Source organism: Burkholderia pyrrocinia, from assembly GCF_003330765.1.
GTDB lineage: Bacteria > Pseudomonadota > Gammaproteobacteria > Burkholderiales > Burkholderiaceae > Burkholderia > Burkholderia pyrrocinia_B.
On the sequence record NZ_CP024902.1, the window covers coordinates 1,053,847 to 1,066,570 of the forward strand.

Here is a 12,724-nt window from a genome sequence, read left to right on the forward strand (position 1 = left end):
GGGTATCGGGCGTGATCATGCTTCCTCCGCAAGCCGCGCAAGCCGCGCAAGCAGCGCCTTCAGCGCAAGCGCGCGATGGCTGTGCGTGTTCTTCAGGGCCGGCTCGAGTTCGGCTGCCGTCGCGCCGAGCGACGGCAGGTAGAAATACGGGTCGTAGCCGAATCCGTGCTCGCCGCGCGGCGTGTCGACGATCTCGCCGGCCCAGCGCCCTTCGGCGAACAGCGGCTCGGGATCGTCCGCATGGCGCACGAGCGCGAGCACGCAGCAATAGTATGCGCGCCGGTCGTCGACGCCGCGCAGTTGCTCGACGAGATACGCATTGTTCGCCGCGTCGCCCTTGTCGCGGCCGGCGCGCTGCGCGTAGCGCGCCGAATAGACGCCGGGCGCGCCGCGCAGCACGCGCACGCACAGGCCCGAATCGTCGGCGATCGCCGGCAGTCCGGTGAGCCGCGACGCGTGACGCGCCTTCGTCAGCGCGTTCTCGATGAACGTGCCGAACGGCTCTTCCGCCTCGGGCACCGCGAGGTCGCCCTGCGGGACGATCTCGATGCCGACCGTCGAGAACAGCGCGGTAAATTCGCGCAGCTTGCCGGGGTTGTTCGACGCGAGAACGATGCGCGACAGCGGTGCGATGGTGCGCTCGTCAGGCATGGCCGGCGCCCAGGACGTCCTTCTGGCGTTGCACGAGCTCGCCGATCCCGCCTTGAGCGAGGTCGAGCAGCGCGTTCATCTCGGCGCGCGAGAACGGCACGCCTTCGGCCGTGCCCTGCACTTCGACGAAGCCGCCGGCGCCCGTCATCACGACGTTCATGTCGGTGTCGCAGCGCGAATCTTCCGCGTAGTCGAGGTCGAGCACCGGTGCGCCTTCGTACACGCCGACCGAGATCGCCGCCACGTGGTCGGTGATCGGCGAGCGCGTGAGCTTGCCGGCCGCGATCAGCTTCGACACGGCGTCGTGCGCGGCGACGAATGCGCCGGTGATGCTCGCCGTGCGCGTGCCGCCGTCGGCCTGGATCACGTCGCAGTCGATGTGGATCGTGCGCGGGCCGAGCGCCTCGAGATCGAACACCGCGCGCAGCGCGCGGCCGATCAGGCGCTGAATTTCCTGCGTGCGGCCGGTCTGCTTGCCGCGCGCGGCTTCACGGTCGCTGCGCGTGTGCGTCGCGCGCGGCAGCATCCCGTATTCGGCGGTCAGCCAGCCTTGTCCGCGCTCGCGCAGGAATTCGGGCACGCGTTCGGCGACGCTCGCGGTGCAGAGCACCTTGGTGTCGCCGAATTCGACCAGCACGGAGCCTTCGGCATGTTTCGTGTAGTGGCGCGTGAGGGCGACCTTGCGCAGTTCGTTGGCGCGGCGGCCGCTCGGGCGGGAAAGGGAGGACGTCATGTGGGAATCGCGGAAGGAGAGGAAACCCCGATTTTAGCGCCGAACGGCGGGCTTGCCCGGCGGGGTGGTCCGCAAAAATGGGATAATGCGCGCTTCCCGCCCCGCGCTTTCCGATGCGCCGGGCGCCTCGACATATCCCTGCCCGCGAGGGCATCCTGACGGCGAGACAACCATGATCTACAGCATGACGGGCTACGCGAACGCGACGCGCGAACTCGCGACGGCCACCGGCAACGGCGGCACCAGCGTGTCGGTCGAACTGCGCACCGTGAACTCGCGCTTCCTCGACCTGAATTTCCGGATGCCGGACGACGTGCGCGCATGCGAACCCGCGCTGCGCGAAATGCTGATGAACAAGCTGTCGCGCGGCAAGGTCGACGTGCGCATCAACCTGCAGCGCGGCGAACAGAGCATCGGCGCGGGCGCGCTGAACCAGGCGGCGCTCGGCCAGCTTGCCGATCTCGAGCGATCGGTGCTCGACTCCTTCCCGGGCGTCGGCCGCCTGCGCGCGGGCGAGATCCTGCGCTGGCCCGGCGTGCTGGCCGAGAGCGGCGTGTCGGCCGATGCGATCCGCGAAGCGGTGCTCGCGTGCGGCAAGGAAGCGATCGGCGAGCTCGTCGTCGTGCGTTCGCGCGAAGGTGCGCAACTGGCGACGATGCTGCTGTCGAACGTCGCCGAGATGGAAGCGATCGTCGCGCGCATCACGCCGCTCGTGCCGGAGCTGATCGCGAAGCATCAGCAGAAGATCGTCGAGCGGCTGCAGGAAGCGCTCGGCATCGCGGCGCCCGAAGGCAGCGCGCCGATCGTGACGCGCGAGGAAGCCGCGGAGCGCATCCGTCAGGAAGTGACGATGTACGGGATCCGGATCGACATCGCGGAAGAGTTGTCGCGGCTCACCGCGCACCTGAACGAAACGCGCCATGTGATCGAGAAGGGCGGCCGCGTCGGCAAGCGTCTCGACTTCATGATGCAGGAACTGAATCGCGAAGCGAACACGCTCGGCTCGAAGGCGGCGGCGAAGGAACTTGCCGACGCGTCGATGGCGCTCAAGCTTCTGATCGAGCAGATGCGCGAGCAAGTGCAAAACCTGGAGTAAACGCAACATGACCCATCCCACCCACGACGGCCACGCCGCGCATACGCTCCATGCGGGCGTCTATCCGGGCAACCTGTTCATGGTTGTCGCGCCGTCGGGCGCAGGCAAATCGACGCTCGTGAATGCGTTGCTGTCGAAGGACAGCGAGATCTGCCTGTCGATCTCGTACACGACGCGCAAGCCGCGCCCGGGCGAGCAGGACGGCCAGCATTACCACTTCACGACGGTCGAGGATTTTCGTACGCGTCACGTGGCGCACGAATTCATCGAGAGCGCGGAAGTGCACGGCAACTATTACGGCACGTCGCGCGTCTGGATCGAAGAGCAGATGAAGAACGGCCACGACGTGCTGCTCGAGATCGACTGGCAGGGCGCGGTGCAGGTGAAGAAGCAGTTCCGCAACGCGGTCGGCATCTTCATCCTGCCGCCGTCGCTCGACGCGCTCGAGGAGCGCCTGAAGAAGCGCGGCCAGGACGAGCCGAACGTGATCACGCGGCGCCTGCTTGCCGCCGGCAGCGAGATCGCGCACGCGTCGGAAGCGGAATACGTGGTGATCAACGAGAATTTCGAGCGTGCGCTCGCGGAGCTCGAATGCATCGTCGCGGCGACGCGCCTGCGCTTTGCGTCGCAGTACGCGCGACACACGGAGCTGTTCATCGAGCTCGGCATCCATCTGCCCCACGCGGAATGACGCGGGGGCCGAGGGACATAAGGTAGAATAAGGACTATATTCAGAAGGAATTACCAACATGGCTCGCATTACCGTCGAAGACTGCCTGAAGCAAATCCCGAACCGCTTCGAACTGGCGCTCGCCGCCACCTATCGCGCGCGGCAGCTCGCGCAAGGCCATACGCCGAAGATCGAAAGCCGCGACAAGCCGACCGTCATCGCGCTGCGCGAGATCGCCGCCGGCCAGGTCGGCGTCGAGATGCTGAAGAAGGTGCCGGTGTAACGCGCATCCGGCCCGTTCCAGCCATGTAATCCACGCGCGCAACGACTCGACCTGGAGGCGAATATGAGCACCACCCCATCGTCCGCCTCCGCGGATTCGACCACCGAAGCCACGGCCCGGTCGCCTGCGCGCCAGTACATCGACGCGGTCCTCGAACAGTCCTTCCGGCATCTGTTCGGGCCGACCGCCACTCCGGAGCAGCCGCGCAAGCACGGCGTCGTTTCGATTGCGAAACTGACAGCCGCGCTTGCCGAGTATCTCGCTCCGGACGAAATCAAAGAGGTCAAGGCGGCGTTCCACTTCGGTGACGAAGCCCACCTCGGTCAATATCGCCAGAGCGGCGAGCCCTACATCACCCATCCCGTCGCCGTCGCGGAAATCTGCGCCGGCTGGAAGCTCGACGCGCAGGCCGTCATGGCCGCGCTGCTGCACGACGTGATGGAAGACCAGGGCGTGACCAAGAGCGAGCTTGCCGAGCGGTTCGGCCCGAAGGTCGCCGAACTGGTCGACGGCCTGTCGAAGCTCGACAAGATGGAGTTCCGCAGCCGCGAGGAAGCGCAGGCGGAAAACTTCCGCAAGATGCTGCTCGCGATGGCACGCGACGTGCGCGTCATTCTCGTCAAGCTCGCCGACCGCCTGCACAACATGCGCACGCTCGGCGCGGTGCCGATGGAAAAGCGCCGCCGCGTCGCACGGGAAACGCTCGACATCTACGCGCCGATCGCGCACCGGCTCGGGTTGAACAACACGTATCGCGAGCTGCAGGACATGAGCTTCGCGAACTTCAACCCGCATCGCTACGCGACGCTCGAGAAGGCCGTGAAGGCCGCGCGCGGCAATCGCCGCGAAGTGATCAGCAAGATCCTCGAAGCCGCGCAGCGCGCGATGGCCGACGCGAAGATCGACGCCGAGATCACCGGCCGCGAAAAGACCATCTACAGCGTCTACCGCAAGATGCGCGACAAGCAGCTGTCGTTCTCGCAGGTGCTCGACGTGTACGGCTTTCGCGTCGTCGTCGAGAGCGCGCTCGACTGCTACACGTGCATCGGCGCACTGCACGCGCTGTACAAGCCCGTGCCCGGCAAGTTCAAGGACTACATCGCGATCCCGAAGATCAACGGCTATCAGTCGCTGCACACGACGCTCGTCGGCCCGTTCGGCGCGCCGATCGAGTTCCAGGTGCGCACGCGCAAGATGCACGAGATTGCCGAGGCGGGGGTCGCTGCGCACTGGCTGTACAAGAACGGCAGTGCGGATCTCAGCGACGTGCAGAAGCGCGCGCATCAGTGGCTGAAATCGTTGCTCGACATCCAGAGCGAAGCCGGCGATTCGAGCGAATTCCTCGAGCACGTGAAGATCGACCTGTTCCCCGACGCGGTCTACGTGTTCACGCCGAAGTCGAAGATCATGGCGCTGCCGCGCGGCGCGACGGCGCTCGATTTCGCGTATTCGATCCACAGCGATCTCGGCAACCAGTGCGTGGCCGTGAAGATCAACAACGAGCTGCTGCCGCTGCGCACCGAACTGAAGAGCGGCGATATCGTCGAGGTGATCACCGCGCCGTATTCGAAGCCGAACCCGGCATGGCTCGGCTTCGTGCGCACCGGCAAGGCACGCTCGGCGATTCGTCACTACCTGAAGACGATGCGCCTGAACGAGTCCGTGCAGCTTGGCGAGCGGCTGGTCGACCAGAGCCTGAAGGGCTATGGCCTTGCGCTGGCCGATGTCGAGCCGGAAGTGTGGGAGAAGCTCGTGCAGTGGACGGGCAACAAGAGTCGTCAGGAAATCTTCGCGGACATCGGTCTCGGCCGCCGCGTCGCCGCCGTGATGGCCAAGCGCATCGAGGTGCTGATGAGCGGTCGCGACGCGGACGATGATCTGCCGAAGTCCGAGCGGCATCCGGCGCATCATGCGCCGCCGGTGGTGATTACCGGCACCGAAGGGATGTCCGTGCAGTTGTCGGCATGCTGCCGGCCGATTCCGGGCGACGCGATCATGGGTTACATCGGCATCGGCCTGGGGATGGCGATTCATACGACCGATTGCCGCGTGGCGCAACGCATTCATCGCCGCGATCCGGGCCGCTGGATCGACGTCGAATGGGCGCCGCAGCCGGGCCGCCTGTTCGATGTCGCGGTGAAGGCGCTCGTGAAGAACACGAAGGGCATTTTTGCGCGCGTCGCAGCGGACATCACGTCGGCCGACGCGAACATCGTTCATATCGCGATGGACGAGGATCTGACGCACGAATCGACGGTGCTGCGCTTCGTGATCCAGGTCAGCGACCGTGTGCATCTCGCCAACGTGATGCGGCGCGTGCGAACCAATCCGGACGTGATGCGGATCATGCGAGAGCGGTCGACCGACGACGGCGCGCATGCACGGCACGACGGCGGCATGCGCATCGAGCGCGAGCGACAGGATTATTGACGCGTGCCCCTTGGGCGATCGTTCTACGGCGGCCAACGGCCGCCGTTTTCGTTTGTGCTGCGGAGCGAAAGTGGGGCTTGTCTTGCGTCCTTCCGAAGTCGGTCGGGCGCAAGATGTCTTGATGCGAGTGACGGAAGAGGGAAAACAGAAAAGAAAAAGGGCTTTCCCGGAGGAAAGCCCTTTTAAGGTGGCGCGGCTGGCAGGATTCGAACCCACGACCCCTTGGTTCGTAGCCAAGTACTCTATCCAACTGAGCTACAGCCGCACGCAAAGCGGTACTGCTTAACTGTCGGAACCTTCTGCGATGGGAAGGCCCCCAAAAAAAGTGGCGCGGCTGGCAGGATTCGAACCCACGACCCCTTGGTTCGTAGCCAAGTACTCTATCCAACTGAGCTACAGCCGCACGCAAAACAAAAAAGCTACTACTTCGAACTGAAAGGGCCTTCGGTTTGGAAGGCCCTTGAAAAGGTGGCGCGGCTGGCAGGATTCGAACCCACGACCCCTTGGTTCGTAGCCAAGTACTCTATCCAACTGAGCTACAGCCGCACGCAGAAGCGAAATTATAGCAGGGTTGTATAAAAAGGGAAGCCTTATTCGCGAATTGCGCTGCACGGCCTTGCCGGGGCGCCCTTCGTGTACCCTTGGAGCATCAGTCATCCACGTGTTGAATCTGCATCATGAACAAGGCGTTTGTCAAAGAGTCGGACGGTGACGACGACGATCTCGACCAGGCTCAACCCGCGATTCCGGCGGGCGCGAAGAACTACATCACACCGGCCGGCCACAAGCGGCTGAGGGACGAGTTGCTGAGCCTGATCGACGTCGAGCGTCCCGAGGTCGTGCGGCTCGTGTCGTGGGCCGCGTCGAATGGGGACCGGTCCGAGAACGGCGACTACATCTACGGCAAGCGGCGGCTTCGCGAGATCGATCGCCGCATCCGCTTCCTGACGAAGCGGCTCGATCTTGCCGAAGTCGTCGACGCGAGCCGGCAGGAGAATGTCGACCAGGTGTTTTTCGGCGCAACGGTCGATTACGAGACGCCGGACGGCGAGGATCACACGATCACGATCGTCGGGATCGACGAGGTCGATCTCGACCACGGCTGCGTCAGCTGGATTTCACCGGTCGCGCGTGCGCTGATCAAGTCGAAGATCGGCGATACCGTCACACTGATGACGCCGGCCGGCCCGCAGCCGATCGACGTGCTCGACGTCCGTTATCCGGTACCGGGCAAGGCCTGAGCGGCGGCCGGCGCAGTCCGGCAAAGAAAAAGAACAATCCCCACTCAGCGTAGTCCGCTGAGTAGGGATCGGGCTGACCATCTCATTAGCGCCCCGATGGGGCGCTTCGTCATCCGGCGTGCGGCGGATGCGCCGGTCGTTCAGAAGCGATGACGCAGGCCGGCCGTGACCGCGATCTGCTTGTTGGTCGACGACGCGGCGCCCAGCCCGTTGATGTTGGCGCCGAGGTCGAGACCGTCGTTGTTGACCTTCTGGAATTCGCCCTGCAGGTAGACGTCGGTGCGCTTCGACAACGCATAGTCGGCTTGCAGGTTGAACTGGTGCCAGGTCGGCTTGTCGCCGGCCAGACGCCCCTGCGTGTACGTATAGGAGCCGGCAAGCGACAATGCCGGCGTCAGCGCGTAGCGGCCGTTGACTTCATAGTTGCTGAAGCGCGCGGTTCCACCGAGGCCCGTGATGCCGCCGGACACGCCGGACTGGCCCGCGCTGATCGCGCGGATGCCGGTCAGGCGCGTTTGCGTAAACACGAAACCGACCGTAGCGGGGCCGAACCCGTAATTCAGGCCTGCGCCCCAGGTGCGCTGCACGCGTGACGCGAAGGTCCAGTCGCCGGTCACCGCGCCCGGATCGGTCGCTGCCTGCGCGAGCGCGTTCACGTCGCTGTTCAACTGCAAGTAGGCTGCGGCGAAGTTGAAGCCCAGGTAGCTGTACGACACACCGCCGCTATATGCGCGGTTGTTCGCGAAAGCCGACGAGTTCGAGAACCCGTACAACGCACCGAACTTGAGGCCGCCGTAGTTCGCGCTCTGGTACTTGACCGAGTTGTTGATCCGGAACGAGTTGTTCAGGTTGTCGTTGTCGAACGGGTGGGCGAACTGGGTGCCGCCGTATTGCGTACCGGTCAGCGACAGCGGCCCGAGATAGTCGACGACGCTGTCGTACTGCCGGCCCAGCGTCAGCGAACCGTAGCTGTCGTGCGCGAGGCCGACAAACGCTTGCCGGCCGAATTCGCGGCCGTTCTGTTTCAGCGCGCCGTTATTGATGCCGAAACCATTTTCCAGCGTGAAGATCGCTTTCAGGCCGCCGCCGAGGTCTTCGGTGCCGCGCAAGCCCCAACGGCTGCCGTTGACCGAACCGCTCGTTTCCTGCCAGGCGCTGTGACCGCCCTGATTGTTCGTGTAGGTGATGCCTGCGTCGATCAGGCCGTATAGCGTAACGCTGCTTTGTGCATGGGCTGCCGTAACGAATACACCCGACAACGCGGTGACGATCAAGATTTTTTTCATGGATCTGTCTCCAAACAGGATGATGTCGATCGAACCTGCTGCCGGACGGGCATGTTTTGCTTGACGCTGTGGCCGGCCCGGCAGAGCGGCGGTGCGCTTATCAGAAAGCCATCTGCAGTGTACGGAGTGCGCGAAGCGGAGGAAGGTTGCGCGTTAAGCAATAATATATTTTGGAATCGGCAAAAATCTAAGAGTCCGCGCAAACGATTGCCCATCAAGGGTTTGCGGCGGTGCAACGAAAGAAATTGGTGGTCAGGGCGACGTAACGGGCGTTGCGTGATCGCGACAGGCAATCAGCAGCAGGCGGGGGTGGCCGAAGCGCGATTATTGACGCTTCGGCAATAGAGGTTTGTGTGGAGCATGGATAATGAAAGGTTGTTCTCTCGCTATACTGCGATCTCTGCTTTCCGAAGCAGACTTTTTCGTTGACGGAAAAGATCTCCAAACCTTTGTCGGCGCGACTTCCCAGTCGCGCTTTTTTTTGCCCGCTTTTCCGTGCGCTATTGCGCGTGCGAGCGCCGCTTGCGCTTGGCCGCAGGCGCGGCTTCCTTGGCTTCGGTCGGCGGCGGCGTGTAGGTCCAGTCTTCCATCACGTAGTGACGGGCATCCAGTGGCGATGCGAGCAGGTTCTGCCAGTGATCGCCGTGCCAGGTCGTATCGAACTCAGTGTCGCAAGGCGCTTCGCGAGCGGACTCGGCCAGCGCGCGGGACTTGCGACGTACGCGTCCGAGCCGGCTCGCGAAGCGCTTGATTGCGTCCAGCCACATGACCTTCTCCTTCCTTTCTGCGTTAAGTCAGCATCGCAATGTCCCCGGATTTCCGCAACCCGGAAAAAACCCGAGGATTTTACCGAGTCGATTTGTCCCCGGTAGGAATTTCGTGGTCGGAATTATTGATGATTCGATCCCGGTAACATTGACAGGTTTTTGATGCGAATCAATTAATAAAAGGCGATGGTGTACCGATTCCAGTGGTATTAGCGCTTTTTCGATAAAACGGTCGCTAAAAATTTTCTTGACGCACCCGGATTGTCCAATTTATAAAGTCAGCACTCCGTCCTCGGGCGGCGTGCTGGTGCGGGTGCTGGCGCAATGTTTCGGGATTTCGGGAAACGGCTATAAAAATAGCTTTTTTGATCTAATCGAGTGGGGAACGAAGACATGGATACCGGTATCGTGAAATGGTTTAACGATGCTAAAGGTTTCGGCTTTATTACGTCGGACAATGGCGGTGAAGATTTGTTTGCGCACTTTTCCGAAATCCGAATGGACGGCTTCAAGACGCTGAAGGAAAACCAGCGTGTTTCATTCGACGTGAAAGTCGGGCCGAAAGGCAAGCAGGCAGCGAATATCCAGGCGGTCTGACGCGCCACGCATTGCCGATCACGTCCGGCCCCCGCATTGCGGGGGCTTTTTGTTTTCCGGGGGCGGAACATTCCGGTCCGCACTGGCCGCGAACACGCATGCCGGTGCATACTCACGGAAGCACCGTTTCCCTGTCTTTTCATGTCCGATTCCCTTCCGTCCGATCCCGCCGGCGAACTGCCGCTCGTCTTCGTCGACCTTGAAACCACCGGCGGCTCGTCCGCCGAGCACCGCATCACCGAAATCGGCGTGGTCGAAATCGGCCCGCTCGGCGTGTCGACGTGGACGACGCTCGTCAATCCGGGCCAGTCGATTCCACCGTTCATCCAGCAACTGACCGGCATTTCGGACGCGATGGTGCGCGATGCGCCGTCGTTCGCATCGCTCGCGCCGGCGCTATTCGAGCGACTCGACGGCAAACTGTTCGTCGCGCACAACGCGAGCTTCGACCGCGGCTTCCTGCGTGCCGAATTCGAGCGCGCCGGCTTCGCATTCAATCCCGATGTGCTGTGTACTGTACGGTTGTCGCGCGCGCTGTTCCCGCGCGAATCGCGGCATGGGCTCGACGCATTGATCGAACGGCATGGCCTCGTCCCGGCTGCGCGCCACCGGGCGCTGGCGGATGCCGACCTGCTATGGCAGTTCTGGCGCCAGCTGCACGACATCGTGCCGCTCGAGCGGCTGCGCGACCAGATCGCGCGCACGACGCGCCACTTCCGTCTGGCCGGCGATCTGACCGAGGCCTGGCTCGATACCGCGCCCGCCGGGTGCGGCGCGTACGCGTTGTTCGGGGAGGGTGACGAGGCGCTTTATGTCGGCCGCAGCGTGCGCGTGCGGCAGCGACTGCGCGCGCTGCTGACCGGCGAGCGCCGATCGTCGAAGGAAATGCGGCTTGCGCAGCAAGTGCGGCGCGTCGAATGGCGCGAGACCGGCAATGAGCTGGGCGCGATGCTCGCCGAAGCGCAATGGATCGCGCGGCTGCGCCCGTCGTACAACCGGCGCCCCGCGGCCGACACCGCCCGTGCAGGCGGTGTGCCCTGGCCGTTCGAAGGCGCCGTTGCATTCGAGGCGAACGGCGAGCGCCGCCTGTTTCATGTGATCGACGGCTGGCGCTATCTCGGCTCGGCGGAATCGCTCGACGCGGCCGCGCGGCTGGTGGCCGACGGGACGGCCGGCACGTTCGAACCCTTCACCCATCGCTTGTTGCAGACGCATCTCGCGCGCGGCCTGCAGTTGATTCCGCTCGCTGCGCTTACGCTCGCGGGTTGAGCGAGGCGGCGCGATCCGCGCCCGCTGCGTCAGCCGATCGCGCTTGCACCGCCGGCCGAGCAGACGTGCGACAGCGCGGTGTCGAGTGCTTGCGTCTGCGTGGAGTCATAGCGCGTGAGCGTCTTCCAGTTCGCGATGCTGCGCGCGAGCCGCGCCTGGCAATCGGGCGCATCGCGCAGCGGCGCGACCTGCGCGAGGCCCGCGAGCATTTTCTGCGTCAGTCGGTCGAGCGCCGGGCGTGTGCTGGTCGCGAGATCGGGCGGCGTGCCTTCGGGCGGCCGCGTCGCGCGCCATGTCGCGAACAGCGCGTTCTGCACGTCCTTGCTCGCGGTGATCTGATCCTCGAAGAACGTTCGGGCGAATGCCGGATCGACGCCGGCCTGTGCTGCGCGCTTCTCGACCGATGCGAGCAGTGCCGCTTCGCGCGGTCGGTCCTCGATTGCCTTGTGATTCGCCCATTTCCATCGCGCGACCGGTTCGGCGAGCGCGAGGCGCTGCGATGCGAGCGCGACGACGTTGGTGAGTGCGGTGTCGTCACCGTCTGCGCTGGCGATGCGCGGAGACGAAAAGAGGGCGACACCGAGCACGGCGACAGCGAGGCTGGCACGAATGGTTTGCTTCATCGGAACGATCGGGAGAGCCGGGCGGGCCGGACGTGGAAAACCAGAAGGATAGACGAAGACAGTCGCGCGGCGTAGCGACGCGACAGGGGAATCAGCAGGCGAACTGATCCGGCACCGTCAGGCTATTGCGGCCCGGGTGCGAGGCGAATTGCGCGCGATGCGCAGAGATGAACCGCACGATAGCGATGATCGACACGTGGCGGTTACAGAACCGGGCAGTCGTTCACTTCGGCGAGTACAGCTTGTGCTGCTCGTCGAAGAATGCCCGAACGTGCTCGGGCAATTCGGCGAGGAATTCCACGCCGACGGGTTCCGGATCCGGGCTCATCACTTGCTCGGGCGGTGGCATGCGAGTTGGTCTTTCGTCCATGGTCGTTTCTCCAGCAGGTTGGATAATTATCAACCTCGCGCTTGGATTTATGCCAGAGGCGAATCGTTAGATTTTGTCTCTGTTGTATTAACGGCACATGCGCTGTGATGCGAAGTGCGATGCCGACTATTGCATCCTGCTCGATCGGCAACAATCGGGCCGCTTGGTATACTTGCGCACACTTTTTCCTGGACCGCGATGAAACGAACGACGCGCTGGATCGGCCTCGTATGGCTGGCGCTGGTACTGAACGTACTGTCGCCCGTCATCGGCTACGCGCGTCTTGCGTCGAGCGGCTCCGGCGAGCTCACGCTCGAATTGTGCAGTGCAGCGGGTGCTCGCCAGGTCGTGCTCGCGCAGGCGGGCGGCAATCGCGACACATCGTCGTTCGACCATGCCGGCGTGCCGCACTGCGTGTACTGCCCCGGCTTCGCGGCGAACGTGGCGCTCGGCACGAGCCTGCCCGCGATGCCGGGCTTCGTGCGGACGTTCGCCTACCGTGCGGCCGCCCCGGCCGTTCCCGATTTTCCCCGCAAGGGCATCCGTCTCGCGCAGCCGCGCGCCCCGCCTGAAAACACCCCGATCTGATTGATGTCGTCCGCGCGCCCCGGTGGCGCGCGTGCCGCCCGCGGCCGGGTCCGCGTGCCGCGCCGTCCGTGCGCGGCGCGCGCGCTCGCGTCCGGCGGCGTCCGATCATGTTTTCAGGAA

Annotated in this window: 14 protein-coding genes and 3 tRNA genes; 8 read left to right on the forward strand and 9 right to left on the reverse strand. The window is 64.1% G+C overall.

Annotated features, from left to right (window positions below; genetic code table 11):
• Positions 1-15: 15 nt before the first annotated feature.
• Positions 16-651, reverse strand: coding sequence for an RdgB/HAM1 family non-canonical purine NTP pyrophosphatase (gene rdgB, locus CUJ89_RS05040; protein WP_114176397.1), 636 nt, complete (start codon positions 649-651; stop codon positions 16-18).
• Positions 644-1,384: a ribonuclease PH gene (gene rph, locus CUJ89_RS05045; protein ID WP_114176398.1), complete on the reverse strand. Its 741-nt coding sequence runs from the start codon at positions 1,382-1,384 to the stop codon at positions 644-646. Before rph ends, rdgB begins: the two co-directional genes overlap by 8 nt.
• Positions 1,385-1,556: 172 nt before the next feature.
• On the opposite strand from rph, the gene CUJ89_RS05050 reads away from it, so the two are divergent.
• The 4 genes from CUJ89_RS05050 (at position 1,557) to CUJ89_RS05065 (ending at position 5,863) form a co-directional block, all read left to right on the forward strand.
• Positions 1,557-2,480 (forward strand): YicC/YloC family endoribonuclease, encoded by a 924-nt coding sequence (locus CUJ89_RS05050; protein WP_114176399.1) that lies wholly within the window; start codon positions 1,557-1,559, stop codon positions 2,478-2,480.
• A 7-nt stretch (positions 2,481-2,487) separates the two neighbouring features.
• Positions 2,488-3,171, forward strand: a complete 684-nt coding sequence (gmk, locus tag CUJ89_RS05055) for a guanylate kinase (protein WP_114176400.1) — start codon at positions 2,488-2,490, stop codon at positions 3,169-3,171.
• A gap of 58 nt (positions 3,172-3,229) precedes the next feature.
• Positions 3,230-3,433, forward strand: a complete 204-nt coding sequence (rpoZ, locus tag CUJ89_RS05060) for a DNA-directed RNA polymerase subunit omega (RefSeq protein ID WP_114176401.1) — start codon at positions 3,230-3,232, stop codon at positions 3,431-3,433.
• 63 nt (positions 3,434-3,496) lie between these two features.
• Complete coding sequence (locus tag CUJ89_RS05065; protein ID WP_114176402.1) at positions 3,497-5,863, forward strand: RelA/SpoT family protein; 2,367 nt, start codon at positions 3,497-3,499, stop codon at positions 5,861-5,863.
• A gap of 188 nt (positions 5,864-6,051) precedes the next feature.
• Here the strand turns inward: CUJ89_RS05065 and CUJ89_RS05070 are convergent.
• From CUJ89_RS05070 to CUJ89_RS05080, 3 genes are all read right to left on the reverse strand, one after another.
• Positions 6,052-6,128, reverse strand: a tRNA-Arg gene (locus CUJ89_RS05070).
• Positions 6,129-6,189: 61 nt separating this feature from the next.
• A tRNA-Arg gene (locus tag CUJ89_RS05075) sits at positions 6,190-6,266 on the reverse strand.
• Positions 6,267-6,332: 66 nt separating this feature from the next.
• Positions 6,333-6,409, reverse strand: a tRNA-Arg gene (locus CUJ89_RS05080).
• A gap of 131 nt (positions 6,410-6,540) precedes the next feature.
• On the opposite strand from CUJ89_RS05080, the gene greB reads away from it, so the two are divergent.
• Positions 6,541-7,104 (forward strand): transcription elongation factor GreB, encoded by a 564-nt coding sequence (greB, locus tag CUJ89_RS05085; protein WP_114176403.1) that lies wholly within the window; start codon positions 6,541-6,543, stop codon positions 7,102-7,104.
• A gap of 140 nt (positions 7,105-7,244) precedes the next feature.
• Here the strand turns inward: greB and CUJ89_RS05090 are convergent, their stop codons facing one another.
• Together CUJ89_RS05090 and CUJ89_RS05095 are read right to left on the reverse strand one after the other, a co-directional pair.
• On the reverse strand, positions 7,245-8,390 hold the full coding sequence (locus CUJ89_RS05090) for a porin (RefSeq protein ID WP_114176404.1): 1,146 nt from the start codon (positions 8,388-8,390) through the stop codon (positions 7,245-7,247).
• 500 nt (positions 8,391-8,890) lie between these two features.
• Complete coding sequence (locus tag CUJ89_RS05095; RefSeq protein ID WP_114176405.1) at positions 8,891-9,157, reverse strand: hypothetical protein; 267 nt, start codon at positions 9,155-9,157, stop codon at positions 8,891-8,893.
• Positions 9,158-9,550: 393 nt separating this feature from the next.
• Here CUJ89_RS05095 and CUJ89_RS05100 point away from each other — a divergent pair, with 393 nt between their 5' ends.
• The gene (locus CUJ89_RS05100; RefSeq protein WP_006476615.1) at positions 9,551-9,754 is read left to right on the forward strand and encodes a cold-shock protein; all 204 of its coding nucleotides are present in this window, start codon (positions 9,551-9,553) and stop codon (positions 9,752-9,754) included.
• A 141-nt stretch (positions 9,755-9,895) separates the two neighbouring features.
• Positions 9,896-11,023 carry an exonuclease domain-containing protein gene (locus CUJ89_RS05105; protein ID WP_114176406.1) on the forward strand — a complete coding sequence of 376 codons (1,128 nt, stop codon included), beginning with the start codon at positions 9,896-9,898 and terminating at the stop codon, positions 11,021-11,023.
• 29 nt (positions 11,024-11,052) lie between these two features.
• Here CUJ89_RS05105 and CUJ89_RS05110 read toward each other — a convergent pair whose 3' ends face one another.
• Positions 11,053-11,646 (reverse strand): chorismate mutase, encoded by a 594-nt coding sequence (locus tag CUJ89_RS05110; RefSeq protein WP_114176407.1) that lies wholly within the window; start codon positions 11,644-11,646, stop codon positions 11,053-11,055.
• A gap of 223 nt (positions 11,647-11,869) precedes the next feature.
• A complete protein-coding gene (locus CUJ89_RS38185; RefSeq protein WP_009690993.1) occupies positions 11,870-12,016 on the reverse strand; it encodes a hypothetical protein in 147 nt (48 codons plus the stop codon).
• 198 nt (positions 12,017-12,214) lie between these two features.
• On the opposite strand from CUJ89_RS38185, the gene CUJ89_RS05115 reads away from it, so the two are divergent.
• Entirely contained in the window at positions 12,215-12,604 is a 390-nt protein-coding gene (locus CUJ89_RS05115) for a DUF2946 domain-containing protein (RefSeq protein ID WP_114176408.1), read from the forward strand.
• Positions 12,605-12,724: the final 120 nt, after the last annotated feature.

Bases quoted from the DNA above. Each gene is read 5' to 3' on its own strand.
- rdgB (WP_114176397.1), bottom strand. From the start codon at position 651: ATGCCTGACGAGCGCACCATCGCACCGCTGTCGCGCATCGTTCTCGCG.
- rph (WP_114176398.1), bottom strand. From the start codon at position 1,384: ATGACGTCCTCCCTTTCCCGCCCGAGCGGCCGCCGCGCCAACGAACTG.
- CUJ89_RS05050 (WP_114176399.1), top strand. From the start codon at position 1,557: ATGATCTACAGCATGACGGGCTACGCGAACGCGACGCGCGAACTCGCG.
- gmk (WP_114176400.1), top strand. From the start codon at position 2,488: ATGACCCATCCCACCCACGACGGCCACGCCGCGCATACGCTCCATGCG.
- rpoZ (WP_114176401.1), top strand. From the start codon at position 3,230: ATGGCTCGCATTACCGTCGAAGACTGCCTGAAGCAAATCCCGAACCGC.
- CUJ89_RS05065 (WP_114176402.1), top strand. From the start codon at position 3,497: ATGAGCACCACCCCATCGTCCGCCTCCGCGGATTCGACCACCGAAGCC.
- greB (WP_114176403.1), top strand. From the start codon at position 6,541: ATGAACAAGGCGTTTGTCAAAGAGTCGGACGGTGACGACGACGATCTC.
- CUJ89_RS05090 (WP_114176404.1), bottom strand. From the start codon at position 8,390: ATGAAAAAAATCTTGATCGTCACCGCGTTGTCGGGTGTATTCGTTACG.
- CUJ89_RS05095 (WP_114176405.1), bottom strand. From the start codon at position 9,157: ATGTGGCTGGACGCAATCAAGCGCTTCGCGAGCCGGCTCGGACGCGTA.
- CUJ89_RS05100 (WP_006476615.1), top strand. From the start codon at position 9,551: ATGGATACCGGTATCGTGAAATGGTTTAACGATGCTAAAGGTTTCGGC.
- CUJ89_RS05105 (WP_114176406.1), top strand. From the start codon at position 9,896: ATGTCCGATTCCCTTCCGTCCGATCCCGCCGGCGAACTGCCGCTCGTC.
- CUJ89_RS05110 (WP_114176407.1), bottom strand. From the start codon at position 11,646: ATGAAGCAAACCATTCGTGCCAGCCTCGCTGTCGCCGTGCTCGGTGTC.
- CUJ89_RS38185 (WP_009690993.1), bottom strand. From the start codon at position 12,016: ATGGACGAAAGACCAACTCGCATGCCACCGCCCGAGCAAGTGATGAGC.
- CUJ89_RS05115 (WP_114176408.1), top strand. From the start codon at position 12,215: ATGAAACGAACGACGCGCTGGATCGGCCTCGTATGGCTGGCGCTGGTA.